This is a genomic window from Shewanella sp. SP1S1-7 (assembly GCF_031932105.1).
Taxonomy (GTDB): Bacteria; Pseudomonadota; Gammaproteobacteria; order Enterobacterales; family Shewanellaceae; genus Shewanella; species Shewanella baltica.
In genome coordinates, this window is sequence record NZ_JAUOEU010000028.1 from 1 (window position 1) to 22,793 (window position 22,793).

Here is a 22,793-nt window from a genome sequence, read left to right on the forward strand (position 1 = left end):
AAGAGGGGACAAAGCACAAAAAGGCATGGCTGTCTCCGATTTTTTCCCCGATTTTTCGTCCCCGATTTTTCGAAAAGATATGGCGGTCCCCGCTTTTCCCAGTATTTCAGAAAGATCTAATCTTCTCGGTCAATAATTTGTGGGTCTGGACTTATAAGCCATACAGAGTGATCAGCATATTTTAGAATTAATTGGAATTTGATAATTCCAGCTGTTTTATGCAAATCATTAATGGTTACTACTCTTCCCCCCTCTTCAATCAACACACTATTTATGTTGCCATTAAAAGGATTTAGAAAACCAACACCAACAAACTGAACTAAGTCAGGGGTATCGATTAATTGGTAGCGGATAGCTTCTGCTTTATAAACCTCGACATTTCCATGGCAGGGCTCGCCATCTTTGGAGTAACGAAATACAGCTTGACCGTCATTAATTTGTATAGAAAGATTAATCAAAGGATCTCGGGTTGCCTGAAATTGGCTCATAAACTTTTCCTTATGTTTGTGTTTAATTATTACGACTTTCAGTTATTTTTATTTACTATAACAAAGATACTTATTACTTATAAATCAGGTTAAAAATTGAAGTTGGTTATCCCCATAGTCTTTAAACTACTTAGCAGCGTTTGATTTTTCTCCAATGTTCCGAGGCAATCTAGCGCTTTAGCGTAGGGTTGTAGGTACTGAGGATCTCTATCTTTTTGTTGGATCGGTTCTAGCATTTCTTTGACTTGAATGCAGGCTTTTTGAACTGCAGGCATATCTTGTCGTTGTTTAGATAATTTGGCGCTAAGTAGCTCAACTTCAGCAAAGCTGGCAAGATACTTAAAATCATCGGGTGCGTCTTTTATTATTTCATTTAATATGAGTGAGGCCTCCTCAAGTGATTCTTTGCATTGTTGATTTTTTCCCATTATAAAATAGTACTGTGCCGAATTTTTGAGGAATATTGCTTTGAGTGCACTATAGCGTCGGCTGTTAATGAAAGCCTTATTCTCTTGTTCAAGCTCAGCTCGCAAATATTCAGGTGTATAATAACTTCGTGGATCTTTGAGTGTTGCGTTAAGTGACATTAATTGGAATTTGAGATAATAAAGCTGGGTTTTCCAAGCGGTATTTTTAGGATCTAATATTACTGCTTGTTGCATCAGTTTTTCACCCTGCAAGGCGTTATTGAATGCTTCAAGCATTGAGCCTTGGTATTCAAACAAAGTAGAGCTGGTCCTCAAACTGCTGGCATATCGATCAAGTAGATAGCCATCCGTATTATTTGTTTTTGTAATAGACTTCAACTCTGTTTGAAGCTGATTATGTATAGATATAGCAGAGTTTAGTTGACCTCTAGAACGCCACGTTCGTGCAAGCCAAGAACGAGTATCTGCTATATCTGCCTGCAGTTGCTTATTGTTAGGATCCTGAGTCAGAGCTAATAATTTTAGTCTGAGTGACTCATCGAAGTAGCTTGTAGCTTTATCAAATTGCTGTTGCTTCATTGCTAGTGAACCTAGCGTATTGTTAGCGTAGGATAGTTCCATGAGAGCATTTTTATCGTCGGAAGCTAGCTTATACATGACCTGGCTATAACTTAGATACTGCTCAAAGTAGGGCTTAGCGCTTTCCCAATCACTCATATCGTATTTTATCTGCCCAAGCCAAAATGCATTTGCGCCTAAGGTTTTTAATAACTCTAGGTTTGTCGGTTGCTCAGTATAGAGATTGGTTAGCTTAGTTTGAGCGGCGAGAAGCGCTGTCTTGGCCTCATCTAGCTTATCGCGTGAATACGCGACTTCACCCATTGCCTCTAGTGTTTGTCCATGTTGTAGGCGAGCTTCAAGGCTCAGATGTTGATCACCGTTGTCATTGGAAAAATCACTGAAATATTCCAGTGCTTTATTGCTGATCCCGTCGAGTAAGTCCATACGGCCGATGCCGCGCATCTTGTCGGCGAAGTCGCCCACCATGAAACCGAGCAAATCTTCGGCGGCGAGGCGTTTTTGCAGGGCGAGTTTTTCAGCTTCTATGCTGCGCACACTCATGATAATGGAAGTGAGGGTGAGGACGCATAATAGGGTGACGGTTAAGCGCCTCGTCCAGCGCAGCATATTGGCGCGTTTGGTGGAGGCTGTGATAAAGGCGGTTTCGGGATCGTCTAAATCGAATAACGGATTTTGGCTGAGACTTTGGGCTTCTTTTAAAGGTTTACCTTCAGCGAGTAGATAGGCGCTGTGTTTGGCTTCGCTGAGCCAGCGTGTTGAAAGATGCTGCAGGCGACTCTTAATGCTCAAACTGTCGCTATGTTCGCTAATCCACGCCGTCGCCCGTGGCCAACGGCGCAGCAGGGCTTCGTGGGCGATGCTAAAACAGGGTTCACCATTTTGCAGATGCGACACGAATAAGCGGCTATCGACCATGGCTTGCACTAGGGCGGTTTCGGCGGTGCTTTGCAGCTGCGACCAGCGGGCGGTGCGGCTGGTGATGGACTTTTCATCTTCGCGCAAGGTGACTAGCAGGGATAAAATCCGTGGCAGACTGGCTTTTTCGGCATCGCTTAAATGGGAAATCGCTTGCTCGGCATTTTTACCAATCGCCCCTTCAATACCGCCAAGGGCATGATAAACCGAGACTAATAACTTATCGTCGGCGCTGCGTTGTAAATACAAGGCCTGCAGCGTGTATTGCAACATGGGCAGTGCATCTGGGTTACTTGCGGCGTCGCTGCAGAGCATTTCATCGAGCGGCATCGCGGTTTCACTGTCAACTTCCCAGCTTAAGTTGGCGGCCACCGCGGGCAGGCGGATCATTTGCAACAGTTCAGTGCGTGTCGGCGGCGCTAAGTCAAAGTGGGCGCCGCGGGATTTGCCGGCCATTAAGCTTGGGTAGCCCACAAGTAAAGGATAAAAATCGTTGCGACAGGCACTGATAATAATCACGGCCTTAGAGGTGGCGAGTTGTTCCAGCAGTTCAACAAATACTGTGCGCTCGGTGTCGCTAAATAGCGGTGATGAGAGCAACACTTCTAATCGGTCGATAAACAAGGCAAAAAACGGCTGAGTAAAGGGCTGAACCTTGAGTGCTTGGGTGCACTGGTTGATCACGCCTTGGATATCTTCGACGAGTTGAATCGACAGAGTCTCAGCGCTCATGCCTTCGAATACTGGAGTGTCGTTGATTTCCCAGTCGAGCATAGCACTGGCAAGATCGGTTAACAGTTGCCCTTTACTCACATCGGCAAAATCTAAGCTGCTGAATGACGCGACACCAATGCCGTTATAGCCGCCGCCCTTCATTAAATTGGGCACAACACCGGCATTTATCAGGGAGGATTTACCGCTGCCACTTGGGCCTAAAACCAGACAGAAGGCACGACCATAGATGATTTGCTGGCTGATACGGTTAAGCAAAGTGCTGATTTGTTCACTGCGGCCAAAAAACACCTCGGCATAGTTAGCGCTATAGGCTTGCAGACCCGGAAAGGGCGATCCGCCTTGCCAACTTTGCGGGCTGGCGGTGGCTTCGTGGCCGATAGGAAAACGCACTTCGGCTAAGGTGCGATAGCCGCGTTTGCGTATGGTTTCTATATAGGTGGGTTCGGTGGCGCTATCGCCTAATGCTCTACGTAACTGATTGATAATTTTGTGTAGTGGATTGTCGCCCGTGTCGACCCCCGGCCAGCAGTGGCTGACTATTTCATCACTGCTAACGACTTCGCCCGCCCGTTGACAGAGAAATAACAGCACATCCATCGCCTTGGGCTCAAGTTGTTTGACTTGTTTGCCAAGGAGCAGACTATTGGCGCTGGGATTGATTTGCCATTCACCAAAGAAAAATGTGCTGTCACTCATAACAATGTCCATTTATTGAGTATTGGCTAGCGTACTGTGGGAAAACGTACCGTTAGTTACCACTCTTATAGTTATATTTTTGTTGTTTTTTATTGTAAGTGCTGGGCTGTTGTCTGTTAAGGTTTGATGTCAAAGCCTTGACATTATGCCTATTACATTTGTTATTTAAAAGGAATAACCCTTGATAATCAATGTAAATTTTATTCATGGCAGCTATGGGTAATCATCTGCAGCTTGTCATTTTTCTGTCAACAGTTTGTGCTTTACGTAGCATGTTAAATAACGCGGCGGCTTTTGGCTGTTTATTAGCAAAACATCAACAATGGAAAAGTGCCCACTATGGGCACTTTTCAATGAGAGAGAAAACTCGGGCGGATTAACTTTATCGGGCTAACTTTGTCGTGTTAGCTTGGGGCGGTTAACTTGAGCCTCGCCTCTGGTTTAACATTGGCATTTAAAGCCCGCGTCTTCTATCTGCTCGTTAATATCAGCAGCTTAATGTTAGCGGGTTAAGATCAATGCCTTGGCTTGATAGCTTAATCTGGCCATTTGACCTTGATCTTGCAGTTCTAACTCATTGAGTTCGAATGGCGGCTGTAAACCCGAGGCTTGGATGAGCTTAGGGTCTAACATCAGCTTTAACTTTGGCGACTCTGGGGTCAGCCAATTAGCCGCTTGGGTACGTAGAATCGCCACCTTTTGACCTTCGGCATTGGTGCCGGTTAACGTGCCACTTAAGCCAAAACGTCCAGCCTCGGCGACCGATAACTCAAAGTTGATTTGGTTAGGCAGGCCTTTATCCCAAACCGTAAGCACTTCGGGCTTGATGCTCGCCGAATTGACATAGGACTTAAAGACAGATTTGACCGTGCGCTGCACTGGGCGGCCATCGACTTGGGTTTGCACTGTAATTTCAACTTCACTGAAACCCGCATTGCTGCTCGAAAGTGCCACGCCTGCGGGGATCACCGCTTGCCATGTCTCACCTTGTTTTACCATCGTCAGTGGTTGCATATCGCCATCGGCTTGCTTGAGTGTTGCCTGCGGCACGAAGGTGTTATCACTTTGGCTGAGTGCGAGTTCAAGCCCAAGGGTTTGCGCATCAGCCGCGATAGTGGAGGAGGCTTTGACACTCAGTTGATAGGGCGAGCCTTTTTCCTTCACATTGACTAAGTAGTTGGCGCTTGGCGTTAACGGCTGACTGACCTGCAGGCGATATTGGCCCGGTGTGGCTTTCGCCGACATTTGCAGTGCGCTGGAATCATCGGTTAATCCTGCGCTAGCAAGGGCATCGGCGTTGGCCATCGATTTGACCAATGACTCATTGGTGTTTATCCCGCTGCTGTTGGCCGCTTTGCCTTGGGGTGACTGATTAGGGCTAACGCGCTGAATTTGTACGCGCTCAGGGGCAATAGCCTCTGCATGCATTAAGGCGCCAGAACGGGTATCGCCCCGAGGCGCAATGCGCACTAGGCTCGATGCTTGGCTCATGGTGAGGCCCACGCCCGCATTAAGCTGCGCGCCGGTTACATTGACCCAATACTCGTCACTTTGGCTGGCTTGTTCAAGCTGCGGCGCGCTTGCCTGATACTCGCCATACAAAGGGGTGATAAAGCTAATGTAATCCGTACTGGTGTTAATGGGCGCCAGTGTTGGACTGGCAATATTGCTATCGACAAGATCGGTATTGCTCGGCGCGGCTAGGGTTAACCCTTTGGCGTACATAGGGCTAGCATTGGTTTTGGGATCTATAGGTGTGGCTTCATCTTGGCAGGCTGCGAGCAGTCCGCTTAGCGCCAAGACACTGGCAAGTTTGCTGAGTGTGTGCATCTTAGTGCTCCTTAAATGTGGTTGCGGATCAGCGTGTCTAAATTGAAACACGCACGGCGGCTCTGCTGATGGCTTAGGGGTTCTTGGCCACGGGTCTTTTGTTTATCGGTAAACCAGACTGTGCCAGCTGCCTTTTGCGAGCTGCAATTTAAGAAGCCGTCGGAGCAGCTATCGAGCCAGTTTTGGGTAGTTTCGAGCGCCACTTGGTATTGATAACCCGCGCAGTAACTGTCGCTGTCCCAAATGGCGGAATCAACATCAGAGCCCACCACGACTTCGAAGGGTTTACCTAAGCTTGGGCGGCCTGCAGTGCCGTAGAGCATAGTGTTGTTGTAGTTTGCCATCCAACCCACTTGCTGTTGTTTCACCGCATTGCTGCCATATCCTAAGAGCCAGCCTAAGCTGGTTTCGAACACATTACCTTGGTTCACCGCATCGGCCAGCGGCGTACCAGCACTGGATGGGGCGAGGGCGATAACCTTTGAGGTGGCGTTGATCACCGCAGGATAACGGCTGTCCCACGTGGGGTTAGATAAAATCCACCGCACTACGTTGCCACCATTGGAGTGGGTCAGCAGAATTAAGTCATCGATATTTTTGGCTTGGATAAAGCTATTGAGCTGGGTCGCCAGACAACCTGCGGCACTTTCTTCCCACATATATTGGTCAAAGTCGCAGTTGATCACTGTGTAATTATTTGGCACTGGGATGCCTTGGCGCACTGAGTTAACAAATTCGGGCGTCCAGTAATCGGCTAAGGCATTGGTCTGGTGACCCGTACCGTGGATAAAGGCAACTCCGGTTGCAGCTAATGTCGCTGGGCTGACAGCTAACAGACCCAAGAGCATGAGGGCTTTTTTGATCTTCATGGGTATATCTCGTGTTGTTGGTCTTGTTGATAGTGGCCGCGCAGTCCGTTGTGACTGTTTAGGGCAAATCGGTTAATGCTGAGGATTTGCCGTAATTTAGCGTTAAATCGGCTGACATGGCTCGGGTTATATGCGCCATAGGCGCGGGTTACTCACTTTGGGTAGAACATGATTTAAGGCCTGAATACGACGGGATAGGGTGAATGCGCTAGTTTAGGTTGGCAGCCGATGTGATTGCCGTAACTTAGCCATTATCAACAGGACTTAACTCAAGCTTCTTAACCTAGACGTAACATTTTTAGCTGGCAAGTAAAAAATAACCATATAATTGAATAGCATGGCAGCATTTTAAAGTATGCGTTTTAATATTGATATCGAGGGTGATAAGGTGATGATAAGCAATGACTAATAAATGGTGCTGTGTTTTATGGTGTTTGAAATCATGGCTCGATTACGCAAAAGAATTTTCTGTGACATTGGCTTTGCGTTTGAATTAATCGGTTTATCGTTCTGTATATAAAGGTTTTTTAGATAAATTCGCTAAACTTAGCCACTCGCTTTGTGAGATCGACATCAGCTTAGTGCATTTACAGCGTAAACCGATTAGGCTGAGCTGAGTTAAAGTAGTATCAACGTGATAAATACCCATACTGCCAAGAATGCACGCATTTATGATATGTCAGCTTTTAGGTCATTGATTGAAGCATTGATTTAACCATTGATTGAAGCACTGATTTGAGCCATTGGTTGAATCACTAATAGAAACAGCGATTCAAACAGTGATTGAGCGATGGGTTGAAATACGAGATGCAATGCGACTTGGGCAGGATTAAAGAGATAAGGGAGAATAAGTTTGGCGATAGAACATAATGAGATGGTGAGCTGCTTAAGTGGATTGCAATGCCGCACTAACTTCAGCATAAAAAACATTACCGAATACATGCTCCCAGACACCAAAGAGGCGTTCTATTTACACCTCGACGGTAAATCACCGAACTTGATTATTCGGCCCGCATTTGAGGTTTTTTCTGGCGAACTCGTCACCATTGCAGGCGTGCATGCCAAATACGATTATTTCCACAATGCGGAGATGACTCGTTTTCCAAAGCGTTTGCATAAGAGTCTCACCGAAACCCACTATGGACTTGCCTTTAGCTTTGACACAGTCGAAGCCGTGCAGCAATTTGTCAGCCGTTTAGGTGCCATAGTCAAAGGTGCATAAATTTTAGTCTTGACGCTTTAGGGTTAAATTCCTCAATACCAATGAAAATGAGGAATTTAACTGCTGCCTTTTTACGCGGCGTTTCAGTATATTCATCAATAGATGAATTTTGCTGGAGCCTGCCATGTCGCTTATTCCCGGTCGTCCTAGGGGCGTCGTTCCATTTAGCGCCCAACCTGAATCGCCGCCCATTCTCGGTCGTCCGAAGGGAAATTCAGACGCGCGTCAACGCTTAATAACCGCTGCCTTAAGTCTCTTTAGTCATCGCAGTTATCCTACTGTGTCTACCCGTGAAATCGCCCGCGAAGCCGAGGTCGATGCCGCGCTTATCCGTTACTATTTTGGTTCGAAAGCGGGTTTGTTCGAACAAATGGTGCGGGAAACCCTTGAGCCCGTATTAACCCGCTTACGCGAAATATCTGCAGCTGAGGCGCCGAATAATGTCGGCGAAATCATGCAGACCTACTATCGCGTTATGGCGCCCAACCCTGGCTTGCCACGGCTGATTATACGGGTATTGCAGGAGGGCGATGGCTCGGAACCCTATCGAATTATCTTGTCTGTATTTGAGCAAGTGTTAACCCTGTCGCGGCAATGGCTCGAATCCACCTTAGTTAATTCGGGATTATTAAAAGAGGGTGTCGACCCCGATTTAGCACGGCTAAGTTTTGTGAGTCTTATGGTATTTCCGCTTATTGCCCCGCCCGTATTAATGCGTCAGTTCGGCTTTTTTGATGCCGATGCTGCGCTTTTGCAGCGCTTAGCTCTGCACAATATGCAGGTTTTTACGCAGGGACTGTTATGTGAACCAAGGAGCCAGTCATGAGCTCAACGAAAGGTTTAACGATGTTGAATGACCAAGATTTTAGTCGCAATCGTTTCAGTAAAAACAACTCAAGTAACAAAAGTTTAAGTAACAGCAGTTTAAGTAGCAGCAAGTTAAGCAACAGCAAGTTAAGAAACAATAAGTTAACTAATCAAACCGCATTAGCTAAAAGAGTCGCGACAGGTGTCGTTTTAGGCTGTTTGCTGCTGCAGTTAGCGGCTTGCACTCAAGAGTCGCCGAGCGTCCTTGGCACAGTCGAGCGTGACAGGCTGACGCTTACCGCGCCCGTGGGTGAGTTGATTACTCGGGTGAATGTGGTTGAAGGTCAGCAGGTTAAGGCGGGCGAAGTGCTACTCACACTCGATTCGACTTCGGCCAATGCGCGCCTTGCCCTGCGCCAAGCCGAACTTGAACAGGCTAAAGCTAAACTTTCTGAGGCGGTGACTGGCGCGCGTTTAGAAGATATCGAACGCGCCAAGGCCGTGCTCGACGGGGCAAATGCCAGCGTGAAGGAAGCGCAGCGTGCCTTTGAGCGCACTAACCGTTTGTATGCCACGAAAGTGCTGAGCCAAGCGGATTTAGATACCGCCCGTGCGGCGCGGGATACCAGTTTAGCCAAGCAAGCCGAGGCGGAGCAAAGCCTGCGCCTACTAGAAAATGGCACCCGTAGTGAGCAGCTAGAACAAGCCAAAGCCGCGGTGGCCGCCGCCAGTGCCAGTGTCGCCATCGAACAAAAAGCCTTAGCAGACTTGAGCTTAGTGGCGGCGCGTGATGCCGTTGTCGATACGCTACCTTGGCGAGTGGGCGATCGTATTGCTGCGGGCACTCAGTTGATTGGTTTGTTGGCGAGCGAGCATCCCTATGTGCGGGTTTATCTGCCCGCGACTTGGTTAGACAGAGTGAAGGCGGGTGATAAGGTCAATATCCGAGTGGATGGCCGCGAAATGCCGATTGCTGGCACTGTGCGTAATATCCGCAGTCAGCCCGCTTATACGCCGTTTTATGCGCTGAATGAGCGTGACCGAGCACGGTTGATGTATCTGACAGATATTACGATTTCTGCCGAGGGGCAGGATTTACCGACGGGCATGGCATTAGCCGTGGAGCTGCCATGAGCCACACCGACTTTGCTATCGAGACCCAAGGCATGACCCGCGCCTTTGGCGGCGTCAATGCGGTGGCAGACCTCGATCTCGCCATTCCCAAGGGAACCATTTATGGATTTCTTGGCCCCAATGGCTGCGGAAAGTCCACTTCAATTCGTATGTTGACTGGGCTGCTAAGTCCAACATCGGGGGAAATCCGCGTCTTGGGTGAAACCTTACCCGGCGCCGAGGAAAAACTGCGTCGCCGCATCGGCTATATGACGCAAAAATTCTCCCTGTACGACAATCTTTCGGTGCGGGAAAACTTAGAGTTTGTCGCGCAAATTTATGGTTTGAACCGCCGAGCCTCAAAGCTGCGGATAGCCGAGTTAGTCACGCTGTACGATTTAGTCGGCCGAGAAAAACAAATGGCAGGCTCCATGAGTGGCGGCCAGAAACAGCGTTTGGCCTTAGCGGCGGCGACCTTGCATCACCCCGAATTGTTATTTCTCGATGAGCCGACCTCGGCGGTCGACCCCGAGAATCGGCGCGAGTTTTGGGAGCGCTTATTCGATCTCTGCGCCCAAGGCACCACGATTCTTGTGTCGACTCACTATATGGATGAAGCCGAGCGTTGCCACGGTCTGGCGATTTTAGAGCGGGGGATAAAACGCGCCGACGGTTCACCCCAGCAGCTGATGGCGGCGATGGGCGCTCGGGTGGTTGAAATTTCAGGGGATGATTTACGCAATTTAAAGCAATCATTAATCAGCGAGTCAGCGGTATTGTCGGCGGCGCAAATCGGCAGTCGTTTACGGGTGTTAGTGCGCAGCGATATTGAAGATCCGCTCACTTGGCTTAAACCTCGGGTTGCCAGCCGGACGATGGAAGAAGTGCGCGCTAGCCTAGAGGATGTGTTTGTCACTTGCACCGGCGAGCGTTTGGCTGGGGTGTCCAAGGGAGAAACTGACCATGTGGCGTAGAATTTTTGCAATTGTCGTCAAAGAGCTGCGGCAATTATCACGGGATCGTATGAACTTTGGCATGATAGTCATGATCCCGCTGGTGCAACTGATGTTGTTTGGTTATGCCATCAATACCGATGCGCGCCATCTGCCCGCGGGGCTGGTGAATTTGAGTGATTCTGCCTACAGCCGCTCATTGGTGCAGGCGGTGGAAGCGACGCAGGTGGTGGATTTCAAACAGCGATATTTAAGTGCAGCTGAGGCAGAGGCGGCGATCACTCGCGGCGAAGTTAAAGCTGTGCTGTATTTGCCCGCCGATCTCGATGAGCGCTTAGTGCGCCATCCAAGCTTTGCGGGCCAGCAATATTTAGCTCAGCCGGTAGGGCAATGGCTGGTGGACGGTTCTGATACGGTTGTCGCCTCAACCATTCGTAGCCTTAGGCAAATGCCGCTGGATGAAGTCGCAGGGAGAGCGCAAAAAACTGTGATGCCGAGTTTTGAAGTAGTGCAATATTTCAATCCTGAGCAACGCTCTGTGGTCAATATCGTGCCCGGCCTGTTGGGGGTGATTTTGACTATGACCATGGTGATGTTTACCTCCGCCGCCATAGTGCGTGAGCGCGAGCAGGGCAATATGGAGTTTTTGATCACTACGCCAGTGCGGCCGCTGGAGTTGATGCTGGGTAAAATCGTGCCCTATGTGATCGTCGGCTTTGTGCAAGTGACCATTATCCTGAGCGCAGGGCATTTGTTGTTTGATGTGCCGATTCGTGGCGGGATTGACTCCATCGCCCTTGCCGCTATGTTGTTCATTTGCGCCAGTTTAACCTTAGGATTAGTGATTTCGACCATAGCTAAAACCCAGCTGCAATCGATGCAAATGACGGTATTTATCCTGCTGCCATCGATTCTATTGTCGGGGTTTATGTTCCCCTACGAAGCCATGCCCATCGCGGCGCAATGGATTGCCGAAGCCTTACCCGCAACCCACTTTATGCGCATGTCACGGGCCATAGTGTTGCGCGATGCCCAAGTGATGGATCTGCAATTTGATGCCCTGTGGATGATAGGTTTTACCTGTGTCGGGCTATTTATCGCCAGCATGAGATTCTCTAAGCGTCTAGATTAGCATGCTGATAGTCGCATGGCAGGCTATCAGCAACTGGGAATGAGGTTGTGCTAGGTTAGGCAGTGAATTATGATGCCGTTTTCCAAATCTAGGGTGAAACGGAGTTCAATTGGATATTCAATGGAAGCCAAAAGCTTGGCTCGCAATATTATTAGGCCTATTTTTTCAGCCGTTTGTATTTTTATACGTTAATCAATTTAAATATTTTATTCGATATTTTATTTGTGCGCTGATTATCGCGGCCGTGGATGTATTTTTACACTCAAACTATTTCCCATTTAAATCGGGGAATATGGCTTGGCTTCAACATATTTACCTCTCTTGGTTATTTATTGTTATTTGTCCCATTCACGGGTTTATGATCGCCCGTCGTTACGATGTTACTCAACCCCGCCGCTGGTATGCTTGCTGGTGGATAGTGTTAGCGAGTTACGCTTTGATGATGTTACCGCTGATTGTGTTACGAGGTTTTTTCTTTGAGCCTTTTAGTATTCCGGCCTCTTCCATGAAGCCGACGTTAGCGCCCGGCAATCATGTGTTGGTGAGCAAGTATGGTTTTGGTAACTATCGATATTTAGGTTTTCAACTGGCTAAGTCGACGCCATCGGTAACACCCGCAAGAGGGGATATATTGGTATTTCAATACCCTGCAAACCCGACGATTGACTATGTAAAACGTGTAATTGGTCTACCCGGCGATAGGATTATCTATCGCGACAAAACCATTTTTGTGCAGAAAGCCTGCAATGTATCGAGGGAAGCGTGTGCAGTATTGGACTCTCAATACGATCTTATCGATAAAACCTTATTACCCGAGTTGAGTACTGAGACTCAAGCTGTTTACCAAGAGTCGCTGGATGATATTCGCTATCAGGTATTATTACTCCGCCATCAGAAAGAACTGGTTGATCGCTATTATGTGCAGGAAAACACATTAAGGGATGAATGGTTAGTTCCCGCTGGTCAGTATTTCGTCTTAGGTGATAACAGAGACAATAGCTTAGATAGTCGATATTTTGGGTTTATTCCTCAAGACTTGATTATTGGTAAAGTAATATATATTTGGTAAGGCTGAGCGCTGATGGGAATAACCAATACGGGCTTATTGGTGTTATCCCTAATCAAATTTCTGCAAAGCATTTTAGCCAGAGGCTTTATTACCCTCTAGTGCCAAAACAGGTTGAATGTGTATTTTGCGATCCAATTAATAATCCAGAGTTTGATATAGCGCAAATTATCAGTAAACAGTCGCGCTAAGCCATTGAAATCGATGTTGCTTAATTAGGATATCCCTTACACTGCCGCTAGGGCGATTGCCGCCATCATGCTTAGCGAAGGGAATTCATTATGCCTCCAATCATTTGTCATAGCGCGCTTGATGCGGTTGCTTTAATTCAAAGCGGCGAGACGCTGTGGACTCATTCCATGGGCGCCACTCCGCGCATTTTATTAGATGCGTTGGCGCAGCATGCACTCACCAAAGAAAATCTCACCCTGTTACAGTTACATACTGAAGGCGCCGAATCCTTAAGCCATCCCAGTTTACAGGGGCATTTACGCCATCGATGTTTTTTCGGTGGGCTGCCAACGCGGGCATTACTGCAAAGTGGTGACGCGGATTATGTGCCGATTTTCCTGTCTGAAGTGCCTAAGTTATTTCGTTCCGGCGAGCAAAAAATAGATACCGCAATTATCCAAGTGTCGCCACCCGATAAGCATGGCATGTGTTCCTTAGGCATTTCGGTTGAAGCAACGCTCGCAGCTTGCCAAGTCGCGGGTAAGATCATCGCTCATATTAATCCACAAATGCCGCGCACCCATGGTGACAGCTTTATCCATATCGACCGTTTTGCCGCTGTGTATGAGCAGAGCGCGGCGTTGCCCATTCATTCCTTCGCGACGGGTGACGCGGTGAGTTTGGCGATCGGTAAAAATGTTGCCCAATTGGTGCGTAATGGCGATTGTTTGCAAATGGGTATAGGTGCGATCCCCGATGCCGTGCTGTCTTGTTTAACCGAACATAAAGACTTAGGCGTCCACACTGAGCTATTTTCTGACGGTATATTACAACTGGTTGAAAAGGGCGTGATTAACAACAGTAAGAAGCGTTTTTATCCGGGAAAACTCGTCACAGGTTTCGCCCTGGGTAGCCAGAAATTATACGACTATGTTGATGATAATCCAGCGGTTATCTTTATGGACATAGAGCAAGTTAACGACACGGCCATTATCCGTAAAAATCCTAATGTGATGGCGATTAACTCGGCGTTGCAAGTCGACCTTTCAGGCCAAGTGTGTGCCGATTCCATTGGCACTAAAATCTATTCCGGTGTTGGCGGCCAGATGGATTTCATCCGCGGAGCAGGGTTATCTGAAGGTGGTCGTTCTGTTATTGCGCTGCCCAGCACGGCTGCGGGCGGCACGCTTTCTCGCATTGCCAGCGTGTTATCACCTGGCGCAGGGGTTGTCACCACTCGGGCCCATGTGCATTACATTGTGACCGAATACGGCGCCGCTAATCTACGCGGCCGTTCACTGCGCGAACGGGCACAAGCGCTGATCGCCATCGCTCACCCAGATTTTAGGGAACAACTGAGTCGTGATGCCTTTGAGGTGTGGGGATTAAATCTATAGCATTGTAAATCTTGGTGTTATGGCTTGCTGCCGAGTTTGCAGTGGTGCAAGCTCGTTTGAGCGTAAAGGGTTGGTTTTAATACGTCGTTTAATCGCGGTAAAGAGTCATTCGTCTGTCCCGATATGGTATAAACTCTTGGCGGGTTTGACCGACAGACTTATAAATAAATGAGTCAATAATTTAAATGGATGAGATTGAATTAAAAGCATATTTAACAGAGAGGGTGTTATCTTTTTGTACGCGCTGGAACAGTATCGAAAATACCCTCTATACCGAAAGAACTGCCGAAGAAGATAAGCTACGGCAGGAATTGCCAGTGGCTGAATGAGCAATTAGCGCCGTTATTTGACGATTTTTGCACCGAAAAACAGCGCGTTTACGGCGGAAAAGTGCGTAATTCCTTCGGGTTTCCTTCAAAATTTAATGGTTGCGATCATCCTCTTGAGGTGCAAGTCACTTTAAAAAATAAAAGCAGAGCCGAAATCTATATTAAAACCAGCACTAACTTCGAAGATGAGTATTTGTTTATTGCTCTCAAAAAAGCCGATGAATGGCGTATCGATAGCTATAAAAACCGTCGCTATGGTAATGAGAAATGGAGCATACAAATTCTTTAATTCAGCTTTATTCGAATATTTGGAATCAGTAAAAAATCATTAAAATTATTGAGTTGGGTAATGTCGGTTGATTGGACTGATACACTCATACTCAAAAATATTGTGTAAATGGAACATCTTTATGACTTTAGATTATGCACTTATGGCTCGAATTAAAGCCGAGATATTGCGGTTTACAACGGTTGAGGTTGAGCAATTTTTATTAGCTCATCCAGATAAAACCTTTTATGCCTTTGCTTTTGACACCCATGCCGAATACGCAGAATTAAATCTTTGTTTTAATACAGAGGCAGATTTTCAGCAGCGATTAGCCTATTACCAGTCTGGGAAATGGGCTGAGTCATACCAAAGCCCTGAGGCCATTCAAGAACTTAAATTCAATACAGGTGACTGGGAGTATCAATGTTTTAGTACATGTTACCTGCTTTCAGAGGATGAGTTGCAGACGATTCAACAGAGCTTACCCGAGGATGACTTTAGTGAGTGGGAGGAGATAGCACGGCAAATACGCGCAGTGTTTAACGAATGCCTAGTGCAGTTTACCCAAACTGAAGTCTATCAAGCGATCCCTAAAATCGATGGTTTTATGGCCTTTAGTATCGACCATGATGAAGATGTTGCTGATATGCTGGCTGATAGATTTTTATAGTTATTAAATTTAAAAAAAATTAAAATCAATATCTTATGCTTTTATTCGTCGGTCATGATATCCAATTGCACAGATTCTCCGATGACTTTGTTCAAGCCCTACACGGTTAACAATCATCACTTAAATCTATTCAACATAGGTTAATTGGGTATTGCGAGGGCATTTCAATCTACCTAAGCTATACAAAATAGCACCGCAGCTTTATTAAATTTAGTTGACTACTACACTCTTCATGATGAAAATACCGCGTTTTCTTCGAGATGATTTTGTATTTTATTGATATTATAGGTTTTTATGTTTGATATTAAATCTCGCTTAGCAAACAAATCGATTGGAGAATGGCATCAATGTATCGCATCCTTAGAAGACATACTTGATGTAGGCGTTGCACCTTGAGGGGCATGCAGGGTGAGATTATGCTTTGTAAATTATCTTAACATTTAGCTGTTTTGTTCTTTAATCGACTTAATGCGACAGTATTTATTTATATAAATCATCCATAATCGAATGAAATTCGTTCGACTGGATAGGTTTGTTAACCAATCTAACAATGTATAATCCGGCCCTGGAGGGGCATGTGCTTCGACAACTTTTATCACCTCGCATCCATCAACGCCAAAATACGATAGGTACCTGATTTATGGCTGATATATTAGCCCAAGCAAAAGCCCGTCAATGTACCATCGCAATCGATGAACTTGTATATGATCCTGCCTCTCGCCAATTGAGCAAAAATGCTCAAGAAATTGAATTAGAGCCTCGAAGCATAGAACTGCTTGAAGTCTTTTTACAGCAAACAGGTACCCCGATTGCGGCAGAAGACATTATCAGTCGGGTTTGGCAGAGCAATTATATTTCTAAAAATGTCCTGACTAATCGAATTAGTACGCTACGTGCCATTTTTAAAGAGAGCTCGCCTGAACTTGATGCAACAAAATTATTAGTGACTTATCCCAAAAAGGGTTACTACCTCAATGCGACGCGAGTTACTTTAATCGACACCACTGCTGATCTGATTGCACCATCGAAACCTGTTCAATCAAAGAGAATGATCCATTTGGTTTATATGAGTCTGCTGATGATTGCGGGCTTTTTTATCTATCAACAGTCGCAAAAATCACCCATAATTGCGCCTGTTAATCCGCTCACCGCAACAACACGACAGGATGCTCATATCACTATTGCTGTGGTTGAATTGGTGCTAAACCGAATTCATGTCACCAATAGTGCTGCTAGTCCTTATGTTACAACGATCAAAACCGTGCTACTTTCGCAACTCGTCGCTTACCCCTATATCAATGTGCTCAATCAGGATGATCCAACCTATTTTTTAAGCCCGCTCAATGACAATGAATATTGGCCTGGCGATGGCAACACCTTATTTTCGGACTACAAACTTAATTTACGACTCGACAAAGCTCCTACATCCGATCAGCTTACTGCACGGGTTGAGTTGGTGTATCACAGCAGCGAAAAGCAAACGTATCGCGGTGAGTATATTCTCTCTACAGGTTCACTCGACCAAGATATACAAAAGATCACTGATGATTTGATTGATTATTTTAAGTTGCCAGTCATAGCCTCTGCCAATACAGAGCAAACTCATGCCTTTATCAATCAAACTTTAGCGCAACAGCTAGATGCTGATAATCCCAGTATGTTTCAGGCCAATTATCTTGCCAGACGACTGTTGCTTGCCCCAGATCTCAAGTCTGATCAAATACAAACTTGGCTCAATCGTATCGACAAGTTGTTTCCTTTCCCGAGTGAAGAAACTGAAATTTGGCTTGGTCTGCTTGATTTTAGAATTGGAAATTATAAACGCGCACGTGAACGCTTGTTGAAGGGGCACTTCAATAATCAAATCGACAACGCATTTATTTATTTAGTGTTGTCAAATATTGCCCTTAAAGATGATAAACCTGAACTTTTCCGTTATTACTACCTTAAATCATTGGTCTCTTTGTCTTTAGTCGTACCGTCAAAAACGGTTTTTGAGCAGTTGTCCCGCGAGAAACTCACGAGTCAATGTTTAGGTGCGTGGGGCGTGTTATTCCAAGACAAAGCGCTTACCGCTGACATCCATTCTTGGGCAATGTTTGCTAATTATTGTGAAACCGCCGCCCCATATCTTCCTAAAGCCTCAGCAAAAAGGTCGCAATGAAGCGACCTTTAAACTCTAATTAATGCTGCTTTGTCAGTAACCCTGCGCCACCGACTGGATGGGCACCAGCAAGGTGATTGATGGCCATAATATCCTCGCCTTTGGCATCCTCAATAAAGCCTATCTTGATAGTTTGATTAGAAATAATTGCACGCACTAACTCTGCACTCGCTCCTTGTTGTTGTAGGTATTGCTGACAAGGTACACTTTCTGAATCATTGATTTTTAAATCAAAATGCATAATAAGTCCCTGCTTTGCACTTACCGCCCCCACTGCGATACATTGTGGATTACCTTGCGCATCAGTCATTGATGCAGTCAATTGCACGGGAGCTGAACCATCACGGGTAAACTTGTACATATCATAGTCTAGTCGACTGCCATAAGCTGAGGGCGTTTCCCACTGACTTGGCAGTAAGCTTGTCATCAATGCCGCGGTTAAAGGTCTTGCTTTGACTTGGATTAATAGTGCCGATAACTGTGGGTTATCGTTAACACGCATCGTAAATCCTTTATCGGTGAACAGCGGTTCGATATTGTCGGCAAATTGATTGGCTTGCAATTGTGCTCTATGAGCATTCGATAGCGGAGTTAACCAAGTATCGCCACGCTCAATACTGGATTGCTCGATAGTGCACTTACCTAGTCCATCGCGGCTACAAAAGTTAACTTTGATATTATTGTCAAATGCGCTTAATTGGTTTGCTTTTGCATTGATGTTATACCAGTCTGCTGTAGTTTTTCCGACTTGCTTTACACTGGCTTGCAACTCTTGCTGAGAAGGATAGAGGTCGAGTGCAAAGCCAACACCTACATATTGGCTATAACCGTCGTTACCACGAATAAAATCGCCTTCGTCTTGTGCCAAGCTGAGCAAATAGATCCCTTCAGCATATCTACTTTTGGCTTTAGTGCCGCCATTCTCATCGGGCTTGGGTTTTGTACTGTTGTCTGTGCTTGAACCACCACATCCCATCAACACTGAACTTAACGCAGCAACGAGTAATACACAACGCAACATAAAACACCCTTAACAATAATGGCTAAGCTAGCCTTAACTTAAATTAAGTAACGACAACCGTTACAACTGCGGCGTAATTTAGGTATCGGTATAAAGGAGGTCAAAAAACAAAAGTGAATTAAATAATAATTTAATCTTAATTTTTATTTAATTTATTGATTTTTAATAGTAAAAATTAATTTTTGAACAGGCGTGATTTTGCAATGATGTGCTCGTGATATCGATACTTCTCTATACAACGGATGCCGCAATCACGCTCATAGCAGCATTTTTATGGCGAGTCACTGGATTGACTGCGCCTCATTAGCTTGGCTTATCGATAGCAATTGCAGCATTTATCCAATAGCAATGAAGCCATAGTTCGAAGCGTAAGGTTAATATTGTGGAATGCCTGAAAGCGTGAGACCAGCAATTTGCGCTAGGATTTCCCCATGCACTCTGCTAACAGTTTGACGAAAAAGTCGCTGCCTTTGCGTTCGCAAAAGGCGATGTTGCGTTCTGGGATGGTTTCGGGATCTGTGTAGCTGGCAAGAGCGAGCTCCATGCTGGCTTCGCGAATGATGTGCAGGGTTGGGTAGGGCGCGCGGTTGGTGAAGTTGGCTGCCCCGTCCTGTGGTTCGCCATCGAAACAATAGTCTGGGTGGAAGGTGGCGAGTTGGTAAGTGCCTTCGTACTCATGCTCGATAAGCGTATCGGTTGCCATGTCGACGAGGTCGAGATAGGCATAAAAACCCTCAAAACCTCGGGGGAGAATAAACAGCGTGGTTTCGGCTTCGGGGTGGGCGTCGAGGTATTGGCACTCTTCGATTAATGCCTTAAGCACGAGTTTGACTTTGGTTTGTTCAACCACTAGATACCGAATACTGCCGCGCTCGACTTCTTGTCTGGCGAAGGGGCAAATATTGTATTTCATGATCACTTTTTTGACCCAGTTGTCGGTTTGTTCAATGATCATGTCGATTTCGTTCATGGTGGTCGTGGCTCGTGCTGACAAAAATTAGGGGGCGATCATAGGGATGATAGACGCCACAAGCAAGACTGCCATAGTGATATTGAAGATCTTCTGTTGGCGCTCATTTTTTAAAATTCGCTTAAGGGCCACGCCAAAACCGAGCCACACAATGGCACAGGGGAAGGCGACACATAAAAATACTGTCGCGATAGTGATGACCTGCGGGGTTAAATCTTGCTGTACTGATGTGAACGTTGCAATTGCGCCCACCGCCATGATCCAGCCCTTAGGATTCACCCATTGAAACGCTGCGGCTTGAATAAAACTAAAGGGTTTGGCAATGGCTTTGCCTTCCATCTTGCTACTGCTGTTGGCGATAAGCCAAGACAGATACAAAAGGTAACCTATGCCGACGACTTTAATCACTTGATGGATGATAGGATAGCTTTGGAAGAGCGCGCTTAAGCCTAAGCCAATTGCGAGGATCATGGTTGGGAAGCCAAGGCTTATTCCCAGCAGATGCGGAATACTGCGTTTCACGCCAAAGTTAACCCCTGAGGTCATCAGCATTATGTTGTTCGGCCCTGGGGTGATCCCCGATGAGAAGGCGAATAGCGCGATAGCGAGTATTAACTCCATGGATAGATCTCACACCTTTTGTTGTCGTTTTTGGCATTATGATAGGGAAATCTACCTCGAATTTACGTGCCGAAGTATGACTATCACTGACGTTAAGCGAAGCATTCTAGCGGGTAAACGGAACCGCGCCTATACGCAGGGTGGGCTTTATAAGTAACAAATCATAACGAATTGAACCGGGGTGATTGTCTTACCGTAGTCCTTGTCGATAAGCACGATTTAACACCATGATGCATATAGACTTTCAGTCTGAGAAATAGCAACTATCCTTAAGCTGTAAAAATCGCAATAAGGGAAAGAACATGTATTTACCACAAAAAATTGGGCGTTTATTGACGTTTTTAACCATCAGTTTGGCCGTGTTGACAGCCTGTGTGAGTGTGGAGGATTCGCAGGTGTTGCGAACCACAGTCGTGACTTCGGGGGATTTGAGCCAATTACCGCCGAGCGCCATGACCTACAGTTGGCACCCCACTTTACAGAAAATCTTTGTTGATCCTAGGCTCGATAAACAGCAAGTCCAGCAACATATGCAGGATACCCTTAAAAAGGTGCTACTGACGAAAGGGTATCGCTGGGTAGAAGATACGCAACTCGCTGACTTCCAAGTGGGTTTTGGGGTTGCCATGGGTACACTAATGTCTGACGAGCAGATATTGGCCGCTGCGGGCTTAGTGCCGGGTCTGTCAAACCAAGGTGTGGATCCTAAAAAATACGATAAGGGTTCAGTACTCATTAGCCTTTTTAAGCCGACAGCGATCGTGGGGCAATCTTCTGAAATGGTATGGCGAGTCCTTGCCCAAGGCTTTGCCAACATTAAGGATATGGATGAAGTCAAAACCCGTTTCGATGGTTTAATCGATGAAATGTTGTCAGCGCTGCCCGTCACCCATGCGGTGCAATAAGCGGTGCAATAATGCCGTCAACTAGGCGCAATCATAAGGCGAGTGAGATACTCGCTTTGTTCTTTTAGGGAGGAAATGAGCGATAGGGTTTTTAGCTTTTATCCTGAATTACGCTTAGTATCGTGAGATTTTAGTGATCATAGTTTAGGCTGTAACAAGCATAAACAGGACGATTTACCGTCCTGTTTATAGGACTTAGTCTGACGTCCGGTTAGCACTTATAAAGGGAGATTATTATGACTCAAAGCATCTTTGTTAATTTGGCAGTCGAGAGCGTTCAGGATTCACGCGCTTTCTACTCAGGTCTTGGTTTTGGCATCAATGAGCAATACAGCAATGAGCAGGCTGCCTGCGTCGTCATTGCGGACAATATTTATGTGATGCTGCTGGCTAAGCCTTTTTTCTCTGGTTTTACCGATAAGGTAATTGCGGATGCTCATACCACGACAGAAGTGCTCAATTGCCTAGACTGCGACAGTCGAGAGCGTGTCGATCACTTGGTTAAGCTTGCCGAGCAGCATGGCGGCAAAGCCTATCGTCAAGCGCAAGATCAAGGATTTATGTATGGCCATGCGTTTGAAGATCCCGATGGGCATATCTGGGAACTTGTCTACATGGAAGCGCAAGGTTAGTGCATCCTCTTCACATTCCTCTAAACCAAGCTTGTCCAATAATAGCGCGCGTTGCGTGAGACCTAAGCTGTACACAATGCAGCGCGCCTATGTTTAATTAACCAGCCTATCTTAAGCTGGCTTATTCCCTCGGTTGGAAATATGAGTCTCAAGAAATTCCTTTATAAAATCAAAATCATCCACATTTATTTCCCTAGGCGTGAACGACACTTGGCCGGAAATGTGGGCAAAGTTGATCGTGAAGCTACGTATGCCTCTGCGTTTTGAGTATTTTGTACTGGCAATCTCATCCAAAGGGACAAACTGCTGCTTCATCTCAAAAAGATGAAATTCTGCATCGTAAACATGAAAAATGAGGCCTTCTTGATAGATATCAATGTAATAGCCATCTGGCCCCGCTTCGGCTAAATTCCTTTGTTCATTTTTAGCGGCTTTGCCTAGTCTTATCGATTCAGAAATGATCATGAAGACGAAGAAAAATGCCACTACAACGGCTAAAACGACAACAATTGTAAATCCTATATCCCATGGTTCTGTCGAAAGCGATGCTGTCAGTTCCTTCCAAGGGCCGCTTGCTATTATCAGCGGGATTATCAAGAGCAAAAATATTCCAGATTGCTTACTACGTAATTTTTGTTGGAATGCACAGCGACGGATAAAATGTTGAGGTCCTTGTTTCATCAAAAATATTCCATATAAAGATGTTTTTTACTTTGGGGAAGCCAAGCGCCATTTTCATCCATACGGAGGCAAGGCTCGAGTTCCTCGGGGTAATAACGAGACGGCGGCAATCAATTAACCTATGCTCT

The 22,793-nt window shown here is 46.1% G+C and carries 21 protein-coding genes; 13 read left to right on the forward strand and 8 right to left on the reverse strand.

Translation table 11 applies throughout. The features are described from left to right. Positions 1–116 precede the first annotated feature (116 nt). From Q4Q49_RS17815 to Q4Q49_RS17830, 4 genes are all read right to left on the reverse strand, one after another. Entirely contained in the window at positions 117–488 is a 372-nt protein-coding gene (locus tag Q4Q49_RS17815; protein WP_311987586.1) for a DP-EP family protein, read from the reverse strand. Positions 489–577: 89 nt separating this feature from the next. Continuing rightward, positions 578–3,844, reverse strand: a complete 3,267-nt coding sequence (locus tag Q4Q49_RS17820; RefSeq protein ID WP_312000006.1) for a winged helix-turn-helix domain-containing protein — start codon at positions 3,842–3,844, stop codon at positions 578–580. Positions 3,845–4,345: 501 nt separating this feature from the next. Further along, entirely contained in the window at positions 4,346–5,674 is a 1,329-nt protein-coding gene (locus Q4Q49_RS17825) for a DUF4785 domain-containing protein (protein WP_312000007.1), read from the reverse strand. Positions 5,675–5,685: 11 nt separating this feature from the next. Continuing rightward, the gene (locus tag Q4Q49_RS17830; protein WP_006085294.1) at positions 5,686–6,543 is read right to left on the reverse strand and encodes a hypothetical protein; all 858 of its coding nucleotides are present in this window, start codon (positions 6,541–6,543) and stop codon (positions 5,686–5,688) included. Between the two features lie 874 nt (positions 6,544–7,417). Between Q4Q49_RS17830 and Q4Q49_RS17835 the strand changes: the two genes are divergently transcribed. The 11 genes from Q4Q49_RS17835 (at position 7,418) to Q4Q49_RS17885 (ending at position 17,835) form a co-directional block, all read left to right on the forward strand. Continuing rightward, complete coding sequence (locus tag Q4Q49_RS17835) at positions 7,418–7,765, forward strand: hypothetical protein (RefSeq protein WP_311989728.1); 348 nt, start codon at positions 7,418–7,420, stop codon at positions 7,763–7,765. Positions 7,766–7,889: 124 nt separating this feature from the next. Beyond that, complete coding sequence (locus tag Q4Q49_RS17840) at positions 7,890–8,591, forward strand: TetR/AcrR family transcriptional regulator (RefSeq protein ID WP_006085296.1); 702 nt, start codon at positions 7,890–7,892, stop codon at positions 8,589–8,591. After that, the gene (locus tag Q4Q49_RS17845; protein ID WP_312000008.1) at positions 8,588–9,706 is read left to right on the forward strand and encodes an HlyD family efflux transporter periplasmic adaptor subunit; all 1,119 of its coding nucleotides are present in this window, start codon (positions 8,588–8,590) and stop codon (positions 9,704–9,706) included. The genes Q4Q49_RS17840 and Q4Q49_RS17845 overlap by 4 nt, the downstream gene beginning before the upstream one ends. Then, a complete protein-coding gene (locus Q4Q49_RS17850) occupies positions 9,703–10,659 on the forward strand; it encodes an ABC transporter ATP-binding protein (protein ID WP_312000009.1) in 957 nt (318 codons plus the stop codon). Before Q4Q49_RS17845 ends, Q4Q49_RS17850 begins: the two co-directional genes overlap by 4 nt. Next, the gene (locus Q4Q49_RS17855; protein ID WP_312000010.1) at positions 10,649–11,770 is read left to right on the forward strand and encodes an ABC transporter permease; all 1,122 of its coding nucleotides are present in this window, start codon (positions 10,649–10,651) and stop codon (positions 11,768–11,770) included. The genes Q4Q49_RS17850 and Q4Q49_RS17855 overlap by 11 nt, the downstream gene beginning before the upstream one ends. A 109-nt stretch (positions 11,771–11,879) precedes the next feature. Beyond that, the gene (gene lepB / locus Q4Q49_RS17860; protein WP_312000011.1) at positions 11,880–12,839 is read left to right on the forward strand and encodes a signal peptidase I; all 960 of its coding nucleotides are present in this window, start codon (positions 11,880–11,882) and stop codon (positions 12,837–12,839) included. A 278-nt stretch (positions 12,840–13,117) separates the two neighbouring features. Continuing rightward, positions 13,118–14,404: an acetyl-CoA hydrolase/transferase family protein gene (locus tag Q4Q49_RS17865; RefSeq protein WP_212600061.1), complete on the forward strand. Its 1,287-nt coding sequence runs from the start codon at positions 13,118–13,120 to the stop codon at positions 14,402–14,404. A 185-nt stretch (positions 14,405–14,589) separates the two neighbouring features. Further along, entirely contained in the window at positions 14,590–14,733 is a 144-nt protein-coding gene (locus Q4Q49_RS17870) for a hypothetical protein (protein ID WP_261273799.1), read from the forward strand. Continuing rightward, positions 14,726–15,022 (forward strand): RhsIA family immunity protein, encoded by a 297-nt coding sequence (locus tag Q4Q49_RS17875; protein WP_261273812.1) that lies wholly within the window; start codon positions 14,726–14,728, stop codon positions 15,020–15,022. The genes Q4Q49_RS17870 and Q4Q49_RS17875 overlap by 8 nt, the downstream gene beginning before the upstream one ends. Before the next feature lie 121 nt (positions 15,023–15,143). Further along, entirely contained in the window at positions 15,144–15,671 is a 528-nt protein-coding gene (locus Q4Q49_RS17880; protein WP_311906940.1) for a DUF4303 domain-containing protein, read from the forward strand. Between the two features lie 640 nt (positions 15,672–16,311). Further along, positions 16,312–17,835 carry a winged helix-turn-helix domain-containing protein gene (locus Q4Q49_RS17885; protein ID WP_312000012.1) on the forward strand — a complete coding sequence of 508 codons (1,524 nt, stop codon included), beginning with the start codon at positions 16,312–16,314 and terminating at the stop codon, positions 17,833–17,835. A gap of 19 nt (positions 17,836–17,854) precedes the next feature. Here the strand turns inward: Q4Q49_RS17885 and Q4Q49_RS17890 are convergent, their stop codons facing one another. The 3 genes from Q4Q49_RS17890 to Q4Q49_RS17900 form a co-directional block, all read right to left on the reverse strand. Continuing rightward, positions 17,855–18,856: a hypothetical protein gene (locus Q4Q49_RS17890; protein WP_312000013.1), complete on the reverse strand. Its 1,002-nt coding sequence runs from the start codon at positions 18,854–18,856 to the stop codon at positions 17,855–17,857. A gap of 418 nt (positions 18,857–19,274) precedes the next feature. Next, the gene (locus Q4Q49_RS17895) at positions 19,275–19,826 is read right to left on the reverse strand and encodes a DUF1415 domain-containing protein (RefSeq protein WP_259563268.1); all 552 of its coding nucleotides are present in this window, start codon (positions 19,824–19,826) and stop codon (positions 19,275–19,277) included. A gap of 27 nt (positions 19,827–19,853) precedes the next feature. Then, positions 19,854–20,447 carry a LysE family translocator gene (locus Q4Q49_RS17900; RefSeq protein ID WP_012088771.1) on the reverse strand — a complete coding sequence of 198 codons (594 nt, stop codon included), beginning with the start codon at positions 20,445–20,447 and terminating at the stop codon, positions 19,854–19,856. A gap of 302 nt (positions 20,448–20,749) precedes the next feature. On the opposite strand from Q4Q49_RS17900, the gene Q4Q49_RS17905 reads away from it, so the two are divergent. Both Q4Q49_RS17905 and Q4Q49_RS17910 read left to right on the forward strand, forming a co-directional pair. After that, positions 20,750–21,352: a DUF4136 domain-containing protein gene (locus Q4Q49_RS17905; RefSeq protein WP_312000014.1), complete on the forward strand. Its 603-nt coding sequence runs from the start codon at positions 20,750–20,752 to the stop codon at positions 21,350–21,352. A gap of 236 nt (positions 21,353–21,588) precedes the next feature. Beyond that, positions 21,589–21,984: a VOC family protein gene (locus Q4Q49_RS17910; protein ID WP_312000015.1), complete on the forward strand. Its 396-nt coding sequence runs from the start codon at positions 21,589–21,591 to the stop codon at positions 21,982–21,984. Between the two features lie 111 nt (positions 21,985–22,095). Here the strand turns inward: Q4Q49_RS17910 and Q4Q49_RS17915 are convergent, their stop codons facing one another. Next, a complete protein-coding gene (locus tag Q4Q49_RS17915; protein WP_312000016.1) occupies positions 22,096–22,665 on the reverse strand; it encodes a hypothetical protein in 570 nt (189 codons plus the stop codon). Between the last annotated feature and the right edge of the window lie 128 nt (positions 22,666–22,793).